This window comes from Paenibacillus sp. J22P90 (assembly GCF_059692195.1).
Window position 1 is genome coordinate 161828 of the sequence record NZ_JCAUAY010000005.1, and the last position, 24613, is coordinate 186440.

Here is a 24613-nt window from a genome sequence, read left to right on the forward strand (position 1 = left end):
GGTTTTTTGTTTAAGTCGTGCCTAGCTGGCAAAAATGTAAAAGAGCATCTTTTTCAGCTGAATTCACTTCGATCTTATAAATAAATGCAAAAAGGCATCTATATGGCTAGAAAAAGTTCAAAAAGAGTCGAATACACATAAGTTGATGCCTTTTTGCATCAATTTTATCTGAAATCGTCTATTTGATTGAGAATTGTTGCACTTTTGCATTTCACGCAACGAAAAAACCTCCCAATCACACCACTAGGTGGCGTTGATCGGGAGGTTTTTTCATTTTAGCTGGACTTATATCGCAGATAAGCCGTAATCGTATCGATGGCTACATCGATGGCACGCTCATCCGGATCAAGCTTGGCATTATGCAGGCCGTGAGGGGTATCTACCCCTAACCAGAACATAAAGCCGGGTATCTTCTCCAAGAAGTAACCGAAGTCTTCGCCGGTCATCGCTTCTGTGCATTCGAATAACGTGACGTTATCACGACCACGAAGCCAGTCCATGAACTCGACTGTCAATGCGGGATCATTGTACACTTGACGATAATTGGAGCCCCAGTCGATGGTAACCTTGCATTCAAAGGAGGCTTCAATACCCGCGGCAACCGCTTCAATCCGCCCTTTGACCTTGTCCATCGAAGCAGCAGACAATGTACGGATCGTTCCCTCTAAGCGGGCTTTCTCCGCGATGATGTTCTGCTTCGTCCCAGCTTCCATCTTGCCGATCGTGATGACCGCGGAATCCAGCGGATTCACGTTGCGTGATACGATCGTTTGAAGCTGACCAACCATCTGCGTCGCCGCGATGATCATGTCATTCGCTTGATGCGGATAGGCAGCGTGACCGCCTTTGCCAAGCAAATCAATGAACAGCTCGGATGTGTTGGCAAACAAGATTTCAGGTCTGACGGCGATGGTGCCGACAGGATACTCAGGCGCAATATGGAGCGCGACCATCTGGTCAGGCATCCAATCTTGCAATTCCTCTGCTGCTAGCATCGGCAACGCGCCGCCAGGACCTTCCTCGGCTGGTTGGAACAGCACAACAAGATCATCCTGCATCGGATTCGTCACGAAGTGCGTTACAACTCCCATCCCGATGGACATGTGAAAATCATGCCCGCATGCATGCATATAGCCTGGATGCTGGGAAGGGAACGGAAGAGTGGTCTCTTCCGTGATCGGAAGCCCGTCCATATCGGCGCGATAACCGAAGCGTTTGCTCGGGTTTAAACCTTTGATATAAACCAGAATGCCCGTACGCCACGTGCGGATCGTCAGACGATCCTGAGGCAGCTTGGCTAACTGGTCAAGTAGAAGCTGCTGCGTTTTAAACTCTTGGAACCCTGGTTCCGGGATTTGATGAAGCTGACGTCGCAGCTCTACGAAAGGGCTAAGCATAACGATTTCCTCCAGCTCCAGCTAGATCTAGATCACCTTATAGGGTACGTAGGTCTGCTAGAATCTCGGTTTTGGATTTCGTTTTGTCGTCTACTTTTTTGATAACACGTGCAGGTGCACCAGCTACGACAGTGTACTCTTCAACATCTTGGGTTACGATTGCGCCAGCAGCGACAACTGAACCTTTACCGATGCGTACGCCTTCTAGGATAACTGCGTTTGCACCAACAAGAACGTCATCTTCAATCACACATGGTTGTGCGGAAGGTGGCTCGATAACGCCAGCTACAACTGCGCCAGCGCCGATGTGACACATTTTACCTACTTGTGCACGACCGCCTAGAACTGCGTTCATGTCGATCATCGTACCATCACCAACGGAAGCTCCGATGTTAATTAGCGCGCCCATCATGATAATCGCGTTATCGCCGATATGTACTTTGTCGCGAATAACAGCGCCTGGCTCAATACGAGCGTTGATGTGTTTTAGATCTAGCATAGGAATAGCAGAGTTGCGACGATCGTTTTCAACTACGAAATCTACAACTTTATCTTTATTAGCTTCTAGGATCGGTTGAAGCACGCTCCATTCACCGAAAACGACACCGCTGCCGCCAGTAATGAAAGATTGGCTGCCTTCGCCAAACTCTAGACCTTCAAGGTTTCCTTTTACATATACTTTCACTGGAGTTTTCTTTTTGCTTTCTTTAATAAACTGGATAATTTCTAGGGTATTCATTTCAGACATGGTGACATCTCCTTCAAATTTATGATTGACTCTCCTATATTAGCAGAAAGGGAGCGTTTGAGCCAATCGTTTCACACAGCTTTTTGTGCAAATTGACTTTGATAGAGCTCGGCGTAGAAGCCTTGCTGTTCTAAAAGCTCCTCATGAGTGCCTTGTTCGATAACCGTACCAAGATTCATAACGAGGATTAAATCAGCCTCTCGTATCGTAGACAGACGATGAGCAATCACGAAGCTGGTACGATCAGCCATCAAATTATTCATGGCACGTTGGATGGAAACTTCCGTCCGCGTATCGACGCTGCTCGTTGCTTCATCGAGAATTAAGATAGCCGGATCGGCTAGAATCGCGCGTGCAATGGTGAGCAATTGCTTTTGACCATGAGATAGATTGGATGCTTCTTCATTCAAAATCGTATCATACCCATCCGGCAGTGTACGTATGAAATGATCGGCATACGCCGCGCGGGCGGCTTCCACAATATCTTCCACTGTGGCACCTTGACGTCCGTATGCAATATTATCGCGGATCGTGCCATTGAAAAGCCACGTATCCTGCAGCACCATGCCGAACAGTCCGCGAAGATCACTTCGTGACATCTCACGTGAATCTACCCCGTCGATGGAAATTCGGCCGTTTTGCAATTCATAGAAGCGCATGAGCAGATTGACAATGGTCGTTTTGCCTGCACCCGTTGGTCCAACGATGGCTACAGTTTGTCCTGGCTTCACGTCGATATTCATATTGTCGATCAGTGGTGTATCTGTTTTGTAAGCGAAGGAAACATCTTCAAACTGTACATGACCTTTAATCTGAGCAATGGAATTCGTCGTCTGCTTCTCAGCGACCTCTTCAGGCTCATCTAACAACTCGAAAATGCGCTCGGCTGCTGCAATCGTTGATTGAATGACGTTAGCAATGTTAGCCACTTGCGTAATCGGCATACTGAATTGTCCGGAATATTGGATAAAAGCAAGAACATCACCAATTTTAATCGCATTATGGGTAACCATGATACCGCCAATGACACTCACGAGAACATAACCGATATTCCCGATAAAGGACATCAATGGAAAGATGAGTCCTGAAATAAATTGAGCCTTCCAACCAGAATTATACAGGCGGTTATTGATATCATTGAATTTATCAACAGATTGCTTTTCTCTTCCAAAAGCTTTCACAATCGTATGTCCGGTATACATTTCTTCGACATGTCCGTTAAGCTCACCCAGGGTGCGCTGCTGCCCTTTAAAATATTGCTGAGAGCGGGTAGCAATCATTTTGGTTCCTAAAATGCTGAGCGGCAGGGTCACAATGGTTGCTAATGTGAGTAATGGACTGATCGTCAACATCATGATAATGATCCCGACTAAGGTAACGACCGACGTGATAAGCTGTGTTAAACTTTGCTGCATCGTAGAACTGATCGTATCCACATCATTCGTGGCTCGGCTCATGGTATCGCCATGGCTTCTTGCATCAAAGAAGGAAAGTGGAACACGCGTTAGCTTCTCACTAATATCTCGGCGTAAATTAAAGACGATGCGCTGTGTCACTTTGACCATGATGAGTTGCTGGATATATAGCAATACGGAACTGAATACGTATAACGCAGCTAGAATAAGGACGATTTGAAGAATCGCATCAAAATCGATCTTGGCACCTGCAATGCCTTTCAGCTTACCGATTGCACCTTCCGATAACTTCGTAACTGCGTTACCCATTAATTTCGGGCTAATGATACTAAATAACGTGCTTAATATAGCTGCAAGGAGTACGAAGGAGATGGAGACGCGAAAAGGCTGCATGTAAGTTAGAAGTCTTCGCAATGTACCTTTAAAATCCTTCGCTTTCTGTACAGGCATGCCCATGCCGCCCATACCGCCTCGGCCCATAAAACCTGGATTCATGCCGGCTGCGGGCCGCCCCGCTTCTTTTGGTTTGTCACTCATGCACTTTCCTCCTCTGATAGCTGAGAAGCAACAATTTCTTGATAGACCTCACAAGTTGTCATTAGCTCACTATGGGTACCAATACCTGCGATGCGGCCTTCATCTAAAACAATGATCTGATTCGCATCCATTATGGTGCTGACACGCTGTGCGACAATCAACATGGTGGAACGCGATGTTTCAGATTTAAGAGCAGCGCGAAGCTTGGCATCTGTTTTGAAATCGAGCGCGGAGAAGCTGTCGTCGAAAACATAAATGTTAGGTTTGCGAGCAAGAGCACGTCCAATGGCAAGGCGCTGCTTTTGACCACCCGATAGATTGGTACCACCTTGGGCAAGTGTAGATTCGAAGTTATCTTTCATCCCGTTGATGAAATCAGACGCCTGTGCGGTAGTTGCCGCAGAAACGATCTCTTCATTGCTTGCTTGATCATTGCCGAATCGTAGGTTATCCGCTACTGTACCTGAGAATAGGACAGCTTTTTGAGGCGCGTACCCGATTTGACTCCGTACACTTTCTAGGGTGAGAGTGGGGAGGGGCTGCCCATTTAACATGATGGAACCGGACTCGACATCATAGAAGCGGAGTAATAAATTAATGAGTGTCGTTTTGCCTGAACCTGTACCTCCGATAATCGCAGTAACCTTCCCAGGCTCTGCTCGGAAAGAAATATCGTGAAGCGCAGGTTGCTCGGCACCTGGGTAACTAAAGGTCACATGATTAAATTCAACAACAGTTTGGTTTTCTTGCATCATTTGTGCGTTGTCTGCGTTATGTATGTTGGATTCAATTGCAAGCACTTCATTAATACGCGCAGCAGAAGCGGATGCTCGTGGAATCATCATGAAAATCATCGTCATCATGAACATGCTGAACATAATTTGCATGGCGTATTGAATGAAGGCCATGAGGTCACCAATTTGCATGTGGTTATTATCAATCCGAATGCCGCCATACCAGAGAATAACGACGATACCCAGATTGAATACAAGCATCATAATGGGCATCATGGTCGACATGATCGTATTGACCTTAATAGCCGTTTGTGTGAAATCTTGATTCGCACGTTCGAATTTTAACTTTTCATGACCAGAACGGTTAAAAGCACGGATAACGCGAATACCTGTTAAATGCTCTCGCAGAACAAGATTGATCCCATCAATTTTGATTTGCAAGGTTTTGAATAGAGGGAGACTTGTTCGCATAATAACGGCAATGACAAGTACAAGGATCGGGATTACTGCATATAGGACAATTGCGAGATGCGTATCCTTATAGGAAGCCATTATGACACCGCCAACGAGCATGGTCGGCACACCGATAAACATGCGCATCATCACAACTAATTGCTGAACTTGTGCAATATCATTGGTCGTTCTTGTAATGAGCGAAGATGTCCCTAGTTTGTCAAACTCATTTAGAGAGAAGCTCTCGACATGTGCGAAAAGCTTTCCGCGTAAATCTCGCCCAAAGCCGGCTGCAGCTTTTGCGAGCAAGTAACTCGCGACCATGACGCAAGCCATAGCCCCAACGGCGACTAAGAGCATATAAGCGCCAAATCGGAGTATGTAACCGACGTCTCCTTTCACGACACCGACATCCACAATGTCAGAGAGAAGAGTAGGCAAGTAAAGTTGAGCTAATGATTGCAGAAGCATTAACGTAATGATGACAACCACTGAAACTCGGTAAGGCTTCAAAAATCGAAACAATTTGAACATAGTTTCCTCCTTAACATTTTGGATACACGATACTAAATAATGAGAAATAAAGATAGATTTATATGTAAATTATAACACATGGTCTCGAACTTGCTCAAAAAAAGAAACAGAAAAAATATTGACTTATCATGTCGAAAGTGGCATAATTCTTTTAATTACATAGTGCCTTTAAAAACAGTCCAGAGAGGCTGGCAAGGTAAAACGATAAGAAAAGTCGGGTCATACTGAGTCTTGAATTCAGTAAGCTTGCGGATGTGCGCATCTGCAACCCCGCTCTATCTCTTTATGCACTCGTAAACTCCTTGCCATGAATTGGGCAAGGAGTTTTTTGGTTTTACCGCCAGAACACGGAAGTGAATGCTGACTAAGAAACGTTTTGCCAGGAGGCGAAAACAATGAATGAGACCGCCGAACACACCATTATTGATGAAATGGGAATTCGTAGAGCACTTACGCGGATTGCACACGAGATACTGGAAAAGAATAAAGGTGTAGAGGATTGCACCTTGATTGGGATTCGGACCCGAGGCATTTACTTAGCGAAGCGAGTAGCAGAACGGATTCTAGAAATCGAAGGCGTACCGATTCCTGTTGGAGAGATTGACATCACCTCTTATCGCGATGATCGCGTGAAGGTGAAATCGGTGGAGAATGTACAAGAAGGCGGCAAGCTGCAAATTCAGGATCGCAAAATCATCCTGTTCGACGATGTGCTCTACACGGGAAGAACGGTGAGAGCGGCGATGGATGCGCTGATTGATTTGGGCAGACCGCAAATGATTCAGCTGGCAGTGCTGGTTGATCGCGGACATCGGGAATTGCCGATTCGACCTGATTATGTAGGGAAGAACGTACCAACCTCCAAAAGTGAAAGTATTGAAGTGATGTTAACTGAAATTGATGATAAAGATGAAGTGATTATTCTAAGGGGGAAACAGGAGTGAGTAGCATGAGCACAACAACAACTAGACATTTCTTGGGACTGAAAGGCGTCAGCGCAGAGGAGATCACAAGCCTACTGGATCGTGCAGCCTATTGGGAAAACAACCCCAACAAAGTAACAAACCAATTTCAAGGAAAATTCGTTTCTAACTTATTTTTTGAAAATAGTACAAGAACTCGCTTCTCCTTTGAACTAGCTCAAAAGCGCCTGGGCGCAGACGTGTTGAACTTCTCGGCAGCGGAGTCCAGCGTTCAAAAAGGTGAGTCCATCTACGATACGGTTCGCACGCTTGAATCCATGGGGATAGATGCCGGTGTCATTCGGTTGAAACCGAATGGCGTGCTGCAAGAGCTGGCTGAGACCATTAAAATCCCGCTCATCAACGCAGGGGACGGCAATAACGAGCACCCAACGCAAGCGCTGCTTGATTTCTACACAATGCGCAAGCAATTTGGCGCCATCAAAGGTTTGACGGTCTCCATTATCGGAGACATTTTACACAGCCGCGTAGCGCGCTCTAACCTCTGGGGACTGCTCGCACTAGGAGTGAAAGTGCAGTTCTGCGCTCCTGCTAGCATGCAAGCACCAGAGTTAGCACAGTTCGCGCCTTACGTAACTTTCGAGGAAGCTTTGAAAGCGGATGTGGTCATGATGCTGCGCGTACAGCTGGAACGTCACGACACAGGGCTTATCAAATCTGCTGAAGAATATCGCGAGCAATATGGTCTAACTGTTGAACGCGCAAGCCGCATGGCGCCTCATACCATCATCATGCACCCGGCACCGGTTAATCGCAACGTTGAGCTAGATGATGAACTGGTCGAGCATGAGAAGTCCAAGATCTTTACCCAAATCGCTCACGGCGTACCGATTCGTATGGCGGTCATCGAACGAGCTTTATCATAAACCTGAGGAGGATTTCACAGCATGGGAATTTGGATTCTAAACGGACTTACCGTTGATGTAAATAATGTTCAAACGAAGAAACACATTTTGGTAGAAAATGATAAGATCGCACAGGTTGTAGATGCTTCGAACGGTGAAACACCACAAACAGCGGGTCACGAAGTCATTGACGCTGCTGGTAAGCTGGTCTCACCTGGTTTCATCGATATGCACGTGCACTTGAGAGAGCCTGGCTTTGAGCATAAAGAGAACATTGCGACAGGAACACGTTCTGCGGCAAGAGGCGGGTTTACAACAATCGCTTGTATGCCAAACACAAGACCGGTTATTGATACCGTAGACACGGTAAATTACATATTAGACAAAGCTGCCACAGAGGGCGTTGTACGTGTCATTCCTTACGGAACGATCACGAAGAATGAGCTAGGCCGTGAGTTAACAGATTTCGCTGCATTGAAAGAAGCGGGCGTTATTGGTTACACAGACGATGGCGTTGGCGTTCAAAGCGCGCAAATGATGAAGGATGCGATGGCACTAGCTGCATCGCTCGGCATGCCGATCATCGCACACTGTGAAGATGACACATTGGTTGTGGGAGCGCCAGTAAACGAAGGGACTTTCGCAACGAAGCACGGCTTGAAAGGCATCCCGAACGAATCCGAAGCGATTCATGTGGGCCGCGACGTACTGCTAGCTGAAGCGACAGGCGTTCACTACCACGTATGCCACGTCAGCACTGAGCAATCAGTTCGCTTGATCCGTCATGCGAAGCAGTTCGGCATTAAGGTTACTGCAGAGGTTTGCCCGCATCATCTGCTGCTGTCAGAAGAAGACATTCCAGGGATGGACGCGAACTGGAAGATGAACCCGCCGCTTCGTACGCCGCGTGATGTACAGGCTGTCATCGAAGGCTTGGAAGATGGCACGATCGACATCATCGTGACGGACCATGCGCCACATACGGAAGAAGAGAAAGCAAAGGGCATGCTAATGGCACCATTCGGCATCCTCGGTTTCGAAACAGCCTTCTCCTTGCTGTATACAAAGTTCGTAGTGACTGGCAAATGGACACTTGGTTTCCTTGTGGATCGCATGACGAAAAAGCCAGCTGACGTATTCGGTCTTCCATACGGTACTTTGGAAGTAGGCAGCGCGGCAGACATTACAATCGTTGATCTGGATACAGCGAAAGCTGTTTTGAAAGAAGAAATCGTATCACGCAGCAAGAACACGCCGTTCATCGGTTGGGAGCTGCAAGGTTGGCCGGTTGTCACAATTGCTTCGGGTAAAGTTGTTTACTCCTAAGTTCAAGAAATAGCCTTAATTTTAAAGCCTAAATCACGATAAGCATCTATACGATGGTTGAAAAATCGTGTATATTTATACAAGAAGATTTATGTTTATGCAAGTCCGTGAAAATGTAATAACGTAAGCATGACATCTGCGGTTCGTGAGAACCGCCTGACAATAGCGAAGGAGTTGAAAGAACATGCAGGCAAGATTGTTGCTGGAAGACGGCACTCTTTTTACAGGAAAATCGTTCGGTAGTGAAGGTGAATCCGTCGGCGAGGTTGTATTCAATACAGGGATGACAGGTTATCAGGAGGTTCTCTCAGATCCTTCTTACTGCGGCCAAATCGTGACAATGACGTACCCGCTACAAGGGAACTACGGTGTGATTCGTGATGATTTCGAGTCCGTACGTCCTTTTATCCACGGTTTCGTTGTACGTGAGCATGAAGATATTCCAAGTAACTGGAGAGCGCAATACACGCTCGGCAGCCTGTTGAAAGAATACGGCATCGTAGGAATCAGCGGTATCGACACACGCATGTTGACTCGTAAAATTCGTCACTATGGCGTTATGAAAAGTATCATCACAACGTCCAATAAATCCGTTGAGGAATTGATGGCAACGCTGAAAAGCACGCCGCTTATGACGGATCAAGTTTCCCGCGTGTCTACGAAGAGTGTATTCGGTGCTCCTGGGCACAAAGAACGCGTAGTTCTTGTAGATTTCGGAGCAAAAAGCGGTATTATCCGCGATCTTAGCAAGCGTGATTGCGACGTCGTTGTTGTTCCTCAGAATGCAACAGCTGAACAAATTCGCCGCCTTGCACCAGATGGCGTATTGCTATCCAATGGCCCTGGGGATCCCAAAGATGTTCCGCACGCAGTTGAAATGATTAAAGGCTTGCTTGGCGACATTCCGTTGTTCGGCATTTGCTTAGGACACCAATTGTTTGCACTAGCTTGCGGCGCCGATACAGATAAATTGAAATTCGGTCATCGCGGCGGTAACCACCCGGTGAAAGATTTGATTTCCGGACGTTGCTACATTACATCGCAAAACCATGGCTACACAGTTAAGGAAGATTCCATCCAAGGAACGAACCTTGAAGTGACGCACATTAACAATAACGATCGCACGATCGAAGGCTTGCGCCATAAGCAATACCCGGCATTTTCGGTACAATATCACCCAGAAGCAGCACCTGGACCATTTGACTCCAGCTACCTGTTCGATGATTTCATCTCGCTGATTCGTCAGCATAAGCTAGACAACCCACAGCAGCCGCGCCAAGCGCAAATGCTTGCTCAGTGGAATGCTTCCACGGCGTCGACATCTGTGAAGGAGGAACTGCAATATGCCAAAAAATAATACACTCAAAAAGATTCTCGTTATTGGTTCCGGACCGATCGTAATTGGTCAAGCGGCGGAGTTTGACTACGCGGGAACACAAGCTTGCCAAGCATTGAAAGAAGAAGGCATGGAAGTTATCCTGATCAACAGCAACCCAGCTACGATCATGACAGATACGAATATGGCTGACAAAGTATACATCGAGCCGATCACGTTGGAATTCGTTACGCAAATCATTCGTCAAGAACGTCCGGATGGCTTGCTTCCAACCCTAGGTGGACAAACGGGTCTTAACATGGCAGTAGAACTTGCTCGTGCAGGCGTGCTTGAGAGCGAGAACGTGAAGCTTCTAGGTACACAGCTGACTGCGATTGAGAAAGCGGAAGATCGTGACCTTTTCAGAGACTTGATGAGAGAGCTAGAGCAACCAGTACCAGATAGCGTTATCGTTACTACAGTGGCTCAAGCGGTTGATTTTGCTAATGAAATCGGCTTCCCGATCATCATTCGTCCTGCTTACACATTAGGTGGAACAGGCGGCGGTATCTGTAACACGATGGAGGAGCTTGTAGAAATCGTAGCTTCCGGGATTCGTTACAGCCCAATCGGTCAGTGTCTCGTAGAGCGCAGTATCGCTGGTATGAAAGAAGTCGAGTACGAAGTTATGCGTGACGCGAACGATAACTGTATCGTTGTATGTAACATGGAGAACTTTGATCCAGTTGGCGTACATACAGGCGATAGTATCGTAGTAGCACCTAGCCAAACGCTGTCTGACCGTGAGTACCAAATGCTGCGTTCCGCATCCTTGAAAATCATTCGCGCTTTGAACATCGAAGGTGGATGTAACGTACAATATGCACTTGATCCGCACAGCTTCCAATACTATGTAATCGAGGTTAACCCGCGTGTTAGCCGTTCCTCAGCGCTTGCTTCAAAAGCGACAGGATATCCGATTGCGAAAATGGCAGCGAAAATTGCGATTGGTTACACACTTGATGAGCTTGTAAACCCAGTAACAGGTCAAACATATGCATGTTTCGAGCCTGCACTAGATTACATCGTATCCAAAATTCCACGTTGGCCGTTCGATAAGTTCACAGCAGCTAACCGTAAACTAGGTACGCAAATGAAAGCGACTGGCGAAGTTATGGCGATTGGCCGTACGTTCGAAGAGTCCATTCATAAAGCGATTCGTTCCCTAGAAATCGGTGTACACCGCTTGTTCTTGAAAGAAACGGATCTACTAGATAAAGAAACGTTAGAATTACGTCTACAAAAACCAGATGATGAGCGTTTGTTCTTGCTAGCTGAAGCATTCCGCAGAGGCTACACGGTAGAACAACTGCAAAACATCACGAAAATTGACTGGTGGTTCCTAAACAAAGTATCAGGGTTGATTGCTTTCGAAGCTGAAATTGCTGCGAAGGATTTGACTGCGGAACTTATCTATGAAATCAAACGTAAAGGCTTCACAGACCGTGCTGTTGCGGAAATTCGTACATTGGCAGGCTGCTCAACTTTCACGAAAGAAGCGGACGTAAGAACATTTCGTTTGCAAAACAACATCAAGCCTGTATACAAAATGGTAGATACTTGTGCAGCTGAATTCGAAGCTTCCACACCGTACTACTACTCCACATATGAGCAAGAAGATGAAGTGACAGAAACAACGAAAGAGAAAGTTGTTGTTCTTGGATCCGGTCCAATTCGTATCGGTCAAGGGATTGAGTTCGACTACTCCACAGTTCACGCGGTATGGGCGATCCAAGCTGCTGGCTATGAAGCGGTTATCATCAACAACAATCCAGAAACAGTATCAACAGACTTTAATACATCAGATCGTTTGTACTTCGAACCATTGTTCTTCGAAGACGTCATGAACGTAATTGAGCGTGAACAACCAATCGGTGTTATCGTGCAATTTGGTGGACAAACTGCGATTAATTTGGCAGCACCATTACACAAAGCAGGCGTTCGCATCCTAGGATCTGACCTTGAAAGTATCGATACAGCGGAAGATCGTAAGAAATTTGAAGCTTTGCTAAGCAAAATTTCGGTTGCACAACCTCCAGGCGGCACAGTAACATCCGTAGACCAAGCCGTTGGTACAGCAGCGAAATTCGGCTATCCAGTTATCGTTCGTCCTTCGTACGTACTAGGTGGACGCGCGATGGAAATCGTCTACTCCGATGAAGAGCTTTTGAGCTACATGGAGTATGCGGTAAAAATTAACCCTGAGCATCCGGTACTTATCGACCGTTACATGCTAGGTAAAGAGGTAGAGGTTGATGCGATTTGCGACAGAGAAACGGTTCTGATCCCAGGGATCATGGAACACGTGGAACGCGCAGGGGTTCACTCCGGTGACTCGATCGCTGTCTATCCGCCACAATCGATCTCTGATGAGATCAAGCAACAAATTATCGACATCACGACGAAAATTGGACTAGAGCTGAACGTTGTTGGTCTTGTGAACATCCAGTTTGTTATCTCCAACGATCAAGTGTATGTGATCGAGGTTAACCCGCGTTCTTCCCGTACAGTTCCATTCTTGAGTAAAGTGACGAATATCCCGATGGCGAACGTGGCGACACGCGTAATCATGGGTCAATCACTAGCTGATATGGGCTACCAAGGCGGACTATGGCCTGAAGACAAGTACGTTTCTGTCAAAGTGCCGGTATTCTCCTTCGCGAAGCTGCGCCGTGTAGATACAACGCTCGGACCTGAAATGAAGTCCACAGGTGAGGTTATGGGTCGCGATGTGAATTTTGCAAAAGCCCTGTACAAAGGCCTTATCGGTGCTGGTATGAAGATTCCTGCTGCTGGTTCCGTCGTGGTAACCGTAGCGGATAAAGATAAAGAAGAAGCGATCGAAATCTTGAAAGGCTTCTACCGTCTTGGCTACAAAATTATTGCAACAGGTGGAACTGCAGAAGCAATTGCACAAGCAGGTCTTCCAGTTACAACTGTGAACAAGCTTAGCGAAGGCTCACCGAACATTCTTGACCTCATCCGCAGCGGTGATGCTCAGTTCGTCGTGAACACTTTAACTAAGGGCAAAACGCCTGAGCGTGACGGCTTCCGTATTCGTCGTGAAGCAGTAGAGAATGGTGTCGTGTGTATGACATCCTTGGATACTGTAAGAGCGCTAGTGAATATGCTTGAAGCAATTAACTTCTCCTCACGTGCAATGCCAATACATGCCTAAGGGATGGTGCCAAAAATGAGTACGTTAACTCGCAACGATGTTACCGGACGCATTATGGTCGCCTTGGACTACGCGAACGCAGAAAATGCTGAAGGGCTGCTCAAGCAGCTCGACGGCATTCCCTGCTATATAAAGGTAGGAATGCAGCTGTTTTATGCTGCAGGTCCTACCTTTGTCGCGAGTCTGAAGGATCGCGGCTATAAGGTGTTCCTCGACGTGAAGATGCATGATATTCCGAACACGGTCAAGGGCGGCGCGGAAAGCGTGACGCGCCTAGGGGTTGATGTGTTCAATGTGCATGCAGCCGGAGGTAAGCACATGATGGAAGCGGCCTTGGAGGGTGTCGACAAGGGGCTAGCTAGTGGGGCAGCACGGCCGATTGTCATCGGCGTGACGCAATTAACCAGCACCTCGCAGCAGGTGATGAATGACGAGATCGGCCTTGCCGGTACGACCGAGCAGGCCGTTATCCGCTATGCCCGCTTGGCGCATGCCGCGGGGTTGCAAGGTGTTGTCGCGTCGCCGCTAGAGGTGACAGCGATAAAGGCGGCGTGCGGTGACGGCTTCGTCACCGTGACGCCAGGCATCCGCCCGGCGGGTGCCGACGTGGGCGACCAGTCGCGCATCATGACGCCGGCTGAGGCGTTTGCGCAGGGGACGGACTACGTCGTGATCGGGCGTCCGATCACGGGCGCATCGGACCCAAGAGCAGCGATTGAAGCGATTATCGATTCAGTTGTGTAGCACTATATTTTATTCTCGGAAGGAACGTGAAGTATGAGTAAGCTCGAAACAATCGCGCAGCATATTGCAGCGTCGTTACTAGATATTGAAGCGGTGGCTCTTCGTCCGCAGCAGCCTTTTACATGGACATCAGGACTGAAGTCTCCGATTTATTGTGATAATCGTTTGACGATGTCACACCCTGCGATCCGTGAAGCGATTGCTGATGGCTTTGCAGCGTTGATCAAAGAGAAATTCCCTGAAGCTGAGGTTGTTGCTGGAACAGCAACAGCAGGTATTCCTCATGCGGCATGGGTAGCTCAAAAGCTTGGTCTGCCAATGATCTACATTCGTGATAAAGCGAAAGGGCATGGCAAAGAGAACCTGATCGAAGGTTCTGTGAAACCAGGTCAAAAAGTCATTGTCATCGAAGACTTGATTTCTACAGGCGGAAGCTCGCTGAAAGCGGCGCTTGCTGTGAAAGATGCGGGAGCAGAAGCACTTGGCGTCCTTGCGATTTTCTCCTACGAGCTGGATAAAGCGACTGATGCGTTCGCGGAGGCAGAAATGCCACTACACACACTATCCAACTATTCGACATTGCTAGAAGTTGCTTTGGAAAAAGGCAAAATCCAGCAAGCGGATATGGAACTGCTGCGTTCCTGGAGAGTTAATCCGTCTGCATACGGCGTATAATTCTGCCTTGTTGGCGAGAATTGACGAAATATGTAGCATTCCTTTATACTAATGGAGTGCTTAATGCAAGATCTCGCGAAGAACCAAGCGCAGGTTACCGCTCCAGCGGCGCCGCATTTGGGTGCCAATCTTGACATTCGCGTCTAATAAGAAGAAGCTCTACCTTTATGAAAAGGTGAGCTTCTTTTTTTATTTGGCCTGCTTGGTAAGCAGATCGATGAAAGCTTGCAGCGGCTGGGACATCCACTTTTTCGGATGAAGCACGAGCTGTAAGTCCATAGAAAGCTGTGTGTGCGTAAAAGGGAGCTGAACGAGCTTGCCTAAGGCCAACTCATTTGCAACGGTGATACGAGGTAGTAAAGCGATCCCTAAGCCGCTCATGACACAATGTTTGATGGTTTCAACATTCCCTAATTCGAAACCGATTTGCAGCTGAACAGCATTGTCCTTCAGCAATCGTTCAAACTTCCCACGATAAATACAGCCTGCTTCCGTTACGATAAATTCCGTATTTCCAAGGTCGGCGAGCTGAATATGCTCTTGCCCAGCCAGAGGGTGGTCCACTGGAGCGATGAAGACCAGCTGTTCCTCTCGGACACTTGTACATGCAAGTGTGGGATCTGCTGGATATTGATCTAATAGGAGTCCAATATCATAATCGCCTTCTTTTACCTTGGAAAGGATAGAGGTTTCACTGTCAGGAAATAACTGGATATTAAGTCCGGGATATAGCTGCTTTAATTCATGGAGAAAAGGGGGCAAATAGTAGGCAGCTAGGGAGTTAATTGTACCGATGGTCAACGTTCCACTTACTTGATGGGCAATCATTTCTTTGGATTGATCATAGAGCTCCAACATTTGCCCAGTTAGCACAAGTAAGCTTTCACCAGGTGGTGTGAGCCGCAATTGTCGCCCATATCTTTCGAATAAGGGAACACCATATTCACGTTCCAGCTTTTGAATTTGCATCGTAATGCTGGATTGCACATAGCCTAATTCTTCTGCAGCACGTGTGAAGCTTTTCCTTCGAGCAACCTCTCGGAAGGTGCGGAAATACGTCAGATCCATGACTAGCCTCGCTTTAATATCAAAATTTTTGATGAGTTCTATCATTTATTATAGCTAACTGTGATGGATAGTTCCATGCTAAAGTAAATGTACAAACAAACGAGGCAGGGAGATGGTTGATATGCTAAAAGAACAGGACCTACAGGGGATTTATGTACCGATCATCACCCCTTTTGATGAAGAATGTGAAGTGGATGCAGCATCCTTTTATAACCAGGCTTATAACTTGTTTCAAGATGAAATAGATGGGTTGGTTGTCAATGGAACGACAGGGGAATCACCTACCATTACGAAAGACGAACTAGGCGTCTTGTTCGCTACCGCACAGGCGGCTCGCGATGCTGCTCATGTGCAAGTCCCGCTCGTCGTTGGAACAGGCACGAATGATACGTTATCCACGGTTAAAAAGACAGAGCAGGCTGGAGAGCTCGGAGCCGAAGCAGCTTTAGTTGTCGTTCCTTATTACAACCGGCCAAGCCAGCAGGGGATTATTGAACATTTTCGCCGTGTTGCAAGTGTTGGCGTACCGGTGATATTGTATGATGTACCACATCGTACAGGTGTAACGTTGGAACTCGATACCGTGCGTACGATTCTCGACATCGACGGTGTTATCGGGATGAAAGACAGCACGCCGAATACGGGGCTAGTTACGGAGTTGACGCGACTTGGCTCTAAACCTGTTCTCTGCGGCGAAGATTCACTGCTGTATGCAGCGCTGCAGTCCGGGGCTAAAGGTGTGATGAGTGCTTCTGCGAACGTGGAGACGGAGCGGTTTGTATCGTTCTATCGGAGTTTTGTGGCTGGTGAATTGGAGCAAAGTCGCAAAGAATTCGAAGACCTGCTTCCGCTTGTTCGCTTGCTCTTTCAAGAGCCGAATCCAGCTCCGCTCAAATGGCTGCTTCATCAACAAGGCGTCATAGCCTCGGGAGCATTGCGTTTGCCGCTTTTGCCAGTGACAGAGAGTTTGCAAGCGAAATTAGCGGTGTATTTGTAGAGTAGGAGTGTGTTAAGGGTGGAACGAAAAAAAGTGTTCACAGGTTCTCCGTGGGAGCCGGTTGTTGGCTACTGTCGTGCGATTCGTGTTGGCGACCGTATTGAGGTGGCAGGGACAACGGCGATGAAGGATGGCGAGGTTGTTGGCGTTGGCGATGCCTATGAACAGGCTAGATTCATTTTGGAGACGATCGAGCAAGCGTTGAATGAGCTAGGTGCACAGCTGGCAGATGTCATACGTACACGCATGTATGTGACGGATATTACGCGATGGGAAGAGTTTGGTAGAGCGCATGGGGAGTTTTTTCGGGATGTGCAGCCTGTGGCGACCATGGTTGAGGTGAAGGCGCTGATAGACCCGCAATTGCTGATTGAGATCGAGGTGGAGGCGGTTGTTAGAGGATAGTCCACGATTAGGCGTCGTTTAACGGACATAGGCGTCACTATACTGCTGTAATCGTCTAAATAGAATTCTAACGGACACTAGAGTCACTATTGCCTCATTAGGGGAGCGAATCTCCTATTTTGAGCCAAATAGTGGTCTCAGTGTCCGTTAGACGTTAAAGTAGGTCGTTGTTTTTTACGTATAAGCTCATTTGTGTCCGTTAGCAGCAGCCAACGTTTAGCCCACTCGTTTACCTAAAATGATCAAATCACGCTCTATGCCATCCAATTCGGCGACGCCGGGCAGATGCGCCCAATTGGTGAAGCCGAATTTGCGGAAAAGCTGCAGACTCGGCTCATTATGGCCGAAAATAAAGCCTAACAATGATTTCAAACCAAGCTTAGGACTTGCTTCCAGTGCATGTTCCATCAACAAGCGTCCAATACCTTGACCGCGATATGCTTCATCTACATAAATGCTAACTTCCGCAGTGGCGTTATAGGCGGGTCGCCCATAGAACGACTGGAAGCTCAGCCAGCCACAGATGCTGCCCTCATTTTCAAGCACCCATAAAGGGCGAAAATCAGGGGAGTGCTCATGAAACCATCGCTCACGACTGGCTGTTGTGACAGGCTCCGTATCTGCGGTAACCATACGACCTGCGATTGTTGAGTTGTAAATGCGTACGATTTCAGCTAAATCTTCCAATTGTGCATCGCGGATATGTAATTGCTTCCCCATGAAATTTACTCCTTTTGCTTAAGCTTAATTAGATGCTATTTCGTCTCGGATTGAGCAGCAAGCTTCAGCCAGTAACGGCTGATTGTTTCCGTGCCATTGTCCCAATTCATCAAATGGAAATGCTCATTCGGTGCATGCAAATTCTCCCCAGGCAATCCGAACCCCATCAACACTACAGGGGCATCCAGCACACGGCCTAATACTTCAACAATTGGGATTGACCCACCGCTCCGCGTGTATACCGGAAATTCACCGAAGGTTTCCTCATAAGCTTCCGCCGCCGCAACCATAACAGGCTCATCGATCGGTGTGATAAAAGGATTGCCTCGCAATTGACGGTCCAACGTAATGGACACGCCTGGCAGCGATTGTGCATGAATATGGGCTTCGACCAAATCCATGATTTCCTCAGGCACCTGCGCAGCGACTAAACGACATGCGATTTTAGCAATAGCACGATTTGGAATGATCGGTTTGATCCCCTCACCTTGGAAACCGCCACTTACGGAAGTGATTTCGAGTGTAGGTCGGGAAGTCGTTTGCTCATAGAAGGAGAAGCCTTTTTCTCCGTACAGATCCGTTACATTTAAATTCGTGCGAACCTTGTTTTCATCGGGTTCCACTTGCTTGAACGCCTCTCGTTCTTTGTCAGAAAGGGCAATAACACGGTCATAGAAACCTTGTACCGCTACTCGACCATCCTCGTCATGAAAGGAGCTTAGCAGCTTGGACAACGCGTGAATCGGGTTTTGTACCGCACCGCCGAAAAGTCCGGAATGCAGATCGCTATTCGCACCGTCGATGGTGATCTCGAATCCAGCTAAGCCACGCAGGCCATACATAAGCGCTGGCTTGCCAGGACCGTGCATTTGCGTGTCGGATAATACTACCGAATCGGCTTGCAATTTCGCTGCATGATCTTCAACAAAAGCGGGGAGGTTTTTACTCGCGATTTCTTCCTCGCCTTCAATACAGAACTTCACGTTAACGGGAAGCGTCCCATGTGTTTGGAGGAAAGCTTCAACCACCTTTACGTAAAGCAAAAGCTGGCCTTTATCGTCCGTGCTGCCACGTCCGAAGAGCTTATTATCACGAATAATCGGCTCAAAAGGAGGCGTTTCCCACAGCTCTAAAGGCTCTGCAGGCTGTACATCATAATGGCCATAAATCAGAACCGTCGGTTTGCCAGGTGCGTGCAGCCAATCCGCGTAAACAACGGGGTGACCTTTCGTTGGCATGATTTCGACATTCTCAAGTCCTGCTTTTGTCAATGATTGTGCAGTCCACTCAGCACACCGCTGTATATCGGGTTGATGCTGGGCAACCGCACTAATGCTTGGAATTCGCAAAAACGCCAAGAGTTCCTCTATGTGTTCATCCCTATGCGTTTGTAAGTAGCTTTTGATCGATTCAATCATGGTTGTTTGCTCCTTTTTTCTGCTGCCAAATAGTCTACATCACTTAACTTCCCCAAAAGCAGGGAAATTCCTGCTATTCCTGTAAACCGTCACATTTTATTTGTCATATGGTCAAAAAAAGCTGGATTTTCGTCCAATGAGGGTACGCCGTGACTTGGATTGCTAATAAGAGAACCTTATTATGGTTAAGCTAGAGGTAACGATCTGAATATAATGGAGTGATGAACATGAACTGGATTTATTGGGCGAAGTTATATGACTCGAAGTTTCAAGCTGGCTGTTTAGCGAAAAGAATGGAAGAAGATTGGTGGATCTATGGGTATGAGTGCCCGCAGGAAGTTGAAGTTTACAAGTCGAAAAAAGGTCGTTTTGGCGTAAGGTATAACACCTAAAAGATTAAACTTTGCATAAATTAACGCTTGACTAAGCCCGCGCCGTTAGTGTATATTTATTTTTGTCGCTGTTGAGCGGCACACATGACGCGGGGTGGAGCAGCTCGGTAGCTCGTCGGGCTCATAACCCGAAGGCCGCAGGTTCAAATCCTGCCCCCGCAACCAAATTTCATTAGGGCCTATAGCTCAGTTGGTTAGAGCGGTCGGCTCATAACCGATTGGTCGGGGGTTCGAGTCCCTCTGGGCCCATAGCACGGAAACCCTTGGTAGATAAGGGTTTTTATTTATTTTAGAGACAAAACAAGCCTCTCGTTTTCCATCGTGATGATGGAAATGAGGGGCTTGTGCACATTTTGAGCACTTTAGGCAGAAATCCGTCTGAGCCATCATCCTTCCAACGGAAGCCGAATCTCGATCAATGTTCCTTCATTTATTTTACTTTGATACGTAATACTGCCATGGTGTTGTTTAATAATCTTATGGCTGATCATAAGCCCGAGCCCAGTTCCCTTTTCTTTCAGCGTATAAAAAGGCTGCCCTAAACGAGGCATTATCTCCTCAGGTATCCCACAACCTTGATCTTTAACCACAATCACACACTCATCTTCCACTTGTCGCAGACTGATCTGAATCTCTCCGCCATGAGGCATGGACTCTATGGCATTCTTTAAAATGTTGAGAAAGACCTGTTTTAACTGGTTTTTTTCACAGGTTATAAATAAACTAGCAAGTTCGACATTCAATATAAATTCAATATTGCGCAAGAGGGCCTGGGGTGAGAGAAACTCGACCGTATGTTTAATTAATTCTTTTAGATCCGTTCGGGAAAGTTGAGCAGCTTGCGGTTTGGCCAAAGAAAGGAGTTCACTCGTAATGATTTCAATACGTTCCAGCTCACTAAGGAGTAAATCATTATATTTGATCCAGGGATTTTCCTTTTTGTAAATTTGAAGAAAGCCTTTAATGGTTGTAAGTGGATTTCGAATTTCATGAGCGACACCTGCTGCCATTTCCCCGACAATGGAAAGCTTCTCCGACTGCAATAGGAATTGTTCTGCTTTTTTGCGTTCAGAGATATCTCTGCTAATAATGACGATGTGTTCGACACTACCGCAAGTTCCTTTAACCGGCATACAGCGAGATTCAAATTCGATCCAATGTCCTTCTATATGCAGTAACCGGAATTCCATAGCATGTGATTCCATCTTTTCAAACATTTTAGTTAATGTATGCTTAAATATGCTCAAATCATCGGGATGTATGAGCTTACAAATTTCCGTACCTTGCAATTTTAAGTTCTGATAACCCAATACGTGCTCATGAGAAGGCGAAAAGTAACTAATGTAATGACCTTTATCCATAACCATGATAAGGTCGGATGTATTTTCAGCAATCAATCGATATTTGGATTCACTGGTTTCTAAGTTTTTCTCGATGGATTTTTTCTCGGTAATGATTCTTCGGAGTCTCTCATTGGATTCAATCAATAAGCCCCCGAGGATGACACCCAACAATACAAACAATACGTATTGAAGGTGAAAAAGAGGCTGGTCCAGTAAAATTTGAAACGAAAGTACAGTCACCATATAGAGAAAAATATAGGCTCCATATAAGATTGCGCTTTTTCTAAGCGGAGAGAGATGCTTAATTACCGCATGGAGGGCAGAGAGTACTGTCATGATGAGTGCCCATCCCACGATTGCAGGTACCCAATTTCCACTGGCGTATAGCCTTGCAAGTAAAGAGAAAAAACCAGTAATTAATCCTGCCACTGGACCAAAATAAGTGAAAATTAGAATGACAGGGGCATACCGAATGTCGTAAGAAAAGCCTAGTTGCTTAACCGACAACATGACAAGAATAATGGAAACAAGCCCCCCATAAAATCCTGCCCAAAGGTGGTGTTGCTTCATTAATCTATAGTTTGAGAACGAACGGATTACGAACGAGCGAATTACGATTGGTGTACTGATCAAGAGTGAAAAAATAGAGAGATTTACAATATAGTCGAAAAGAAACAATATACTCACCCATATCTATTAATATTCACTACGGTATACCTTCTATCATAAACTTGTGAGACCAGTATTACCATATAAATCTATATTTTTATAGCAACTTGTAAAAACGCATGTCATCTATTATAGTGAAAACATCGTAATTACTCTTAACTGATTGTTGGGGTTCAAGTCCCTGAAGGAGTCCGTGATGTGCCGAAATATTAAACCACTGTTTAACTATGAACCGACTGTAACGGAAGATGAAGTTCGGGCTGCTTCGCTGCAATTTGTACGTAAGATATCTGGGTTTACAGAGCCTTCCAAAGCGAATGAAGCTGCATTCCAGCAGGCTGTTCAAGAGGTAGCGTTGGCAGCGCAAAAGCTAATGGATTCCTTGGTTACGCATGCAGAGCCCCGTAATCGCGAGGTTGAAGCCATACGTGCCAAGGAGCGAAATGCGATTCGATTTGGTACGAAATAAGTATGCCAGAACGGGGCTTTTCTCTACGGAGAGAAGCCTTTTTTTGAGCCCGAAAACAAGCCCTCTAGTTTTCTGGTGGTGTCGGGTAGGTCTTATTTCACATATGCTGAGTATACCAAATGAAAAGTAGGTGAGTGCAAGTGACGAAAGGGTTTGATTGTTCAACGCCGCTGACGGCACAACGAGCGGCTACTTTCTTCGGACAAGGATATGTCTTTGTTGCCAGGTATTTAGTGCCAACTGGTGCAAAAGCTTTAACGAAATCAGAGGCTGATATAATAAGTGATGCGGGTTTGCAGTTGGTTTCTGTTTATGAGACCACAGCGAATCGTGCGCTAGGTGGAAGAGCCGCCGGATTGGCGGATGGGGCAACGGCTTTGGAAGTTGCAGCGCGAGTAGGTCAGCCAGAAGGCAGCTGTATCTACTTTGCTGTAGACTTTGATGTTTCTGCTGCACAAATGCCGACGGTCATTGCCTATATACAAGCTGCAAGTGAAGCTACGCCTGCGTTTACAACAGGGGTGTATGGTTCGTATGCCGTGATGGAGGCTGTGAATGCCGCAGGTGCTTGCTCTCATTTCTGGCAAACCTACGCTTGGAGTGCGGGGAAGAAATCAACGTTTATCCATATTTATCAATATTTGAATGATGTGATGGTGAATGGAATCGCGATAGATCATGATGAATCTTATGGGAATGAAGGTTGGTGGAACAAAAGGGTAACGCCTGAACCGCCTAGCTATCCGCTTTCGGTTCAAGATGCGAATGCGATCATCCCATTCTTGTCAGCTGGCTACATGGCAACGGCTTCGCAGGCTGCTCGAGATGAATTTCATCGACTTGCCAAGGAATTGCGGAAGGCTTCTGGTCAACCTCTGTAAAATAATAAGGCCCGGCAGCTCTGGATTCTTCTTGAGCTGTCGGGCTTTAATCATTGGATTTCCGCGGTGCGTATGTACCACCGATCTTGCAAAGAGGCGCGTTCTAAATGAAAGCGTACGTGGCGGCTCGATACCGCGGAAGCTCTAGCTGCGGTCATCGTCACGTCGACCGCTGTGTTGAGTTCAAGGAGCTGGGACACATCCTGCTCCTTGAACTTGGTTGAGCGGCGCATGCTGCGCACGTGCATCGCCTGTTCTTGCCCTGTGGTGACCTGCAGCAGCTGCAGGTCACCTTGATGTGCGGCGCTGATCCAGACGTCGATCAGCGCGTAGGGGGAGAGCTTGCTGACGTAGTCCAGCAGCAAGCCTGCCGCTCGGTGCACCATGACTTGGTGCGCCGGGTCAACGGAGCGGGAGCCGTGGGTCACGCTCCCGAGGAAGTGAATGCAGAAATGACCGTCGAAGTCATTTCCCGGTATACCATCACCGCCATGCGGCATGCCGTGCATGGAGGCGGCCAGCGTGCGGCCGTTCAGCTTCACTAGGACCGCTCGGCGGTCCCAGCTCCATTGGCCGCCATAAATGCTTTTGAGCGTCGCGGAGTCGGTCTTCGTAAGCGGCTGTACATCCGCATGATGGGAGCCCGCGCGACGCTGCCCTTCAAAGCTAAGGCCGCTCTCCACGTCGAGGACGGTGAAGGAACTGTATTTAGGAAGCACGGGACTGGCTTCCTCCCAGGTGAGCAGCTCTCCATAGTGCTTCGCGCGGAGAGCTTGCACTTGTGCCTGAAGCGCTTCGTGCGCCTTCGACGAGACTGTTATAATTTGCTTCGCAGCTAAATCGATAATCTCACCAGTTGGCGTCACGCCGAACAGGACGGATTGCCCTTTTTTCATATAGCGGAGTGTGGTGTCTGGGAGGAGAGGTTCCACATATGGCTTTCCAGCCGTCCCTTCTTCAAGCGCAAGATGTAACGTTTTATCTGCAAAAGTCGATTCTGTTTGATAAGCAGCCCGAGGGGAGGACTTCACAAGCAATTGAAAAGTATCCTCGGCTGTAGCTTCCTGATGTAGTGGGGTGAAGCTTTGCGCATGCGTTCCAGCTCCTATCCATAGATTCAAAATAACCACAAGAAGGAAGGTGACGAGTAGGTGTAGCTGCCTGTTGTGAGATCGAACTGAAAACATGTGAGTGAGGTCTTCCTCCTTTTTGAATTGTAGATAGCCATAGCTAAGTGTTTACTTTTTAAGTTGATTTTATAAAAAAACAATTGCTGAGCAGAGCCAAGCGTGCTCCCATGTTCAAGT

21 protein-coding genes and 2 tRNA genes are annotated in these 24613 nt (G+C 47.1%); 14 read left to right on the forward strand and 9 right to left on the reverse strand.

Annotated elements, in window-relative coordinates:
- Positions 1–275: 275 nt before the first annotated feature.
- From AC58UX_RS18065 to AC58UX_RS18080, 4 genes are all read right to left on the reverse strand, one after another.
- Complete coding sequence (locus tag AC58UX_RS18065; protein ID WP_497255174.1) at positions 276–1397, reverse strand: N-acetyldiaminopimelate deacetylase; 1122 nt, start codon at positions 1395–1397, stop codon at positions 276–278.
- A 37-nt stretch (positions 1398–1434) separates the two neighbouring features.
- Positions 1435–2145 (reverse strand): 2,3,4,5-tetrahydropyridine-2,6-dicarboxylate N-acetyltransferase, encoded by a 711-nt coding sequence (dapD, locus tag AC58UX_RS18070; RefSeq protein WP_310227073.1) that lies wholly within the window; start codon positions 2143–2145, stop codon positions 1435–1437.
- A 71-nt stretch (positions 2146–2216) separates the two neighbouring features.
- Positions 2217–4097, reverse strand: a complete 1881-nt coding sequence (locus AC58UX_RS18075) for an ABC transporter ATP-binding protein (protein WP_497255176.1) — start codon at positions 4095–4097, stop codon at positions 2217–2219.
- Positions 4094–5818: an ABC transporter ATP-binding protein gene (locus AC58UX_RS18080; RefSeq protein WP_497255178.1), complete on the reverse strand. Its 1725-nt coding sequence runs from the start codon at positions 5816–5818 to the stop codon at positions 4094–4096. Before AC58UX_RS18080 ends, AC58UX_RS18075 begins: the two co-directional genes overlap by 4 nt.
- A gap of 395 nt (positions 5819–6213) precedes the next feature.
- On the opposite strand from AC58UX_RS18080, the gene pyrR reads away from it, so the two are divergent.
- From pyrR to pyrE, 7 genes are all read left to right on the forward strand, one after another.
- The gene (gene pyrR / locus AC58UX_RS18085; RefSeq protein WP_497255180.1) at positions 6214–6762 is read left to right on the forward strand and encodes a bifunctional pyr operon transcriptional regulator/uracil phosphoribosyltransferase PyrR; all 549 of its coding nucleotides are present in this window, start codon (positions 6214–6216) and stop codon (positions 6760–6762) included.
- 5 nt (positions 6763–6767) lie between these two features.
- The gene (locus AC58UX_RS18090; RefSeq protein ID WP_497255182.1) at positions 6768–7667 is read left to right on the forward strand and encodes an aspartate carbamoyltransferase catalytic subunit; all 900 of its coding nucleotides are present in this window, start codon (positions 6768–6770) and stop codon (positions 7665–7667) included.
- 21 nt (positions 7668–7688) lie between these two features.
- Positions 7689–8972, forward strand: coding sequence for a dihydroorotase (gene pyrC / locus AC58UX_RS18095; RefSeq protein WP_497255184.1), 1284 nt, complete (start codon positions 7689–7691; stop codon positions 8970–8972).
- Positions 8973–9156: 184 nt separating this feature from the next.
- Complete coding sequence (gene carA / locus AC58UX_RS18100) at positions 9157–10329, forward strand: glutamine-hydrolyzing carbamoyl-phosphate synthase small subunit (protein WP_497255186.1); 1173 nt, start codon at positions 9157–9159, stop codon at positions 10327–10329.
- The gene (gene carB, locus AC58UX_RS18105; protein ID WP_497255188.1) at positions 10316–13525 is read left to right on the forward strand and encodes a carbamoyl-phosphate synthase large subunit; all 3210 of its coding nucleotides are present in this window, start codon (positions 10316–10318) and stop codon (positions 13523–13525) included. Before carA ends, carB begins: the two co-directional genes overlap by 14 nt.
- A gap of 15 nt (positions 13526–13540) precedes the next feature.
- A complete protein-coding gene (gene pyrF, locus AC58UX_RS18110; RefSeq protein WP_497255190.1) occupies positions 13541–14269 on the forward strand; it encodes an orotidine-5'-phosphate decarboxylase in 729 nt (242 codons plus the stop codon).
- Between the two features lie 33 nt (positions 14270–14302).
- Positions 14303–14944 carry an orotate phosphoribosyltransferase gene (pyrE, locus tag AC58UX_RS18115; RefSeq protein WP_497255192.1) on the forward strand — a complete coding sequence of 214 codons (642 nt, stop codon included), beginning with the start codon at positions 14303–14305 and terminating at the stop codon, positions 14942–14944.
- 189 nt (positions 14945–15133) lie between these two features.
- On the opposite strand, the gene AC58UX_RS18120 is transcribed toward pyrE, so the two are convergent.
- Positions 15134–16057, reverse strand: coding sequence for a LysR family transcriptional regulator (locus AC58UX_RS18120; RefSeq protein WP_497255194.1), 924 nt, complete (start codon positions 16055–16057; stop codon positions 15134–15136).
- Between the two features lie 76 nt (positions 16058–16133).
- On the opposite strand from AC58UX_RS18120, the gene dapA reads away from it, so the two are divergent.
- On the forward strand, positions 16134–17009 hold the full coding sequence (gene dapA, locus AC58UX_RS18125) for a 4-hydroxy-tetrahydrodipicolinate synthase (RefSeq protein WP_497255196.1): 876 nt from the start codon (positions 16134–16136) through the stop codon (positions 17007–17009).
- 18 nt (positions 17010–17027) lie between these two features.
- The gene (locus AC58UX_RS18130) at positions 17028–17414 is read left to right on the forward strand and encodes a RidA family protein (protein WP_497255198.1); all 387 of its coding nucleotides are present in this window, start codon (positions 17028–17030) and stop codon (positions 17412–17414) included.
- Between the two features lie 216 nt (positions 17415–17630).
- On the opposite strand, the gene AC58UX_RS18135 is transcribed toward AC58UX_RS18130, so the two are convergent.
- Together AC58UX_RS18135 and AC58UX_RS18140 are read right to left on the reverse strand one after the other, a co-directional pair.
- Complete coding sequence (locus AC58UX_RS18135) at positions 17631–18134, reverse strand: GNAT family N-acetyltransferase (protein WP_497255200.1); 504 nt, start codon at positions 18132–18134, stop codon at positions 17631–17633.
- Between the two features lie 35 nt (positions 18135–18169).
- A complete protein-coding gene (locus tag AC58UX_RS18140) occupies positions 18170–19552 on the reverse strand; it encodes a dipeptidase (RefSeq protein WP_497255202.1) in 1383 nt (460 codons plus the stop codon).
- Positions 19553–19779: 227 nt separating this feature from the next.
- On the opposite strand from AC58UX_RS18140, the gene AC58UX_RS18145 reads away from it, so the two are divergent.
- The 3 genes from AC58UX_RS18145 to AC58UX_RS18155 all read left to right on the forward strand — a co-directional run bounded on the left by AC58UX_RS18145 (position 19780) and on the right by AC58UX_RS18155 (position 20193).
- Positions 19780–19944, forward strand: a complete 165-nt coding sequence (locus tag AC58UX_RS18145; protein WP_167356966.1) for a hypothetical protein — start codon at positions 19780–19782, stop codon at positions 19942–19944.
- An 88-nt stretch (positions 19945–20032) separates the two neighbouring features.
- Positions 20033–20109, forward strand: a tRNA-Met gene (locus tag AC58UX_RS18150).
- 10 nt (positions 20110–20119) lie between these two features.
- Positions 20120–20193: transfer RNA gene (locus AC58UX_RS18155), tRNA-Ile, on the forward strand.
- 137 nt (positions 20194–20330) lie between these two features.
- Here the strand turns inward: AC58UX_RS18155 and AC58UX_RS18160 are convergent.
- Entirely contained in the window at positions 20331–21974 is a 1644-nt protein-coding gene (locus AC58UX_RS18160) for an ATP-binding protein (protein ID WP_497255204.1), read from the reverse strand.
- A 178-nt stretch (positions 21975–22152) separates the two neighbouring features.
- On the opposite strand from AC58UX_RS18160, the gene AC58UX_RS18165 reads away from it, so the two are divergent.
- Together AC58UX_RS18165 and AC58UX_RS18170 are read left to right on the forward strand one after the other, a co-directional pair.
- Entirely contained in the window at positions 22153–22425 is a 273-nt protein-coding gene (locus AC58UX_RS18165; RefSeq protein WP_497255206.1) for a DUF2277 domain-containing protein, read from the forward strand.
- A gap of 140 nt (positions 22426–22565) precedes the next feature.
- Complete coding sequence (locus tag AC58UX_RS18170; RefSeq protein ID WP_497255208.1) at positions 22566–23306, forward strand: DUF1906 domain-containing protein; 741 nt, start codon at positions 22566–22568, stop codon at positions 23304–23306.
- Between the two features lie 50 nt (positions 23307–23356).
- Here AC58UX_RS18170 and AC58UX_RS18175 read toward each other — a convergent pair whose 3' ends face one another.
- A complete protein-coding gene (locus AC58UX_RS18175) occupies positions 23357–24493 on the reverse strand; it encodes a hypothetical protein (protein ID WP_497255210.1) in 1137 nt (378 codons plus the stop codon).
- Positions 24494–24613 lie beyond the last annotated feature (120 nt).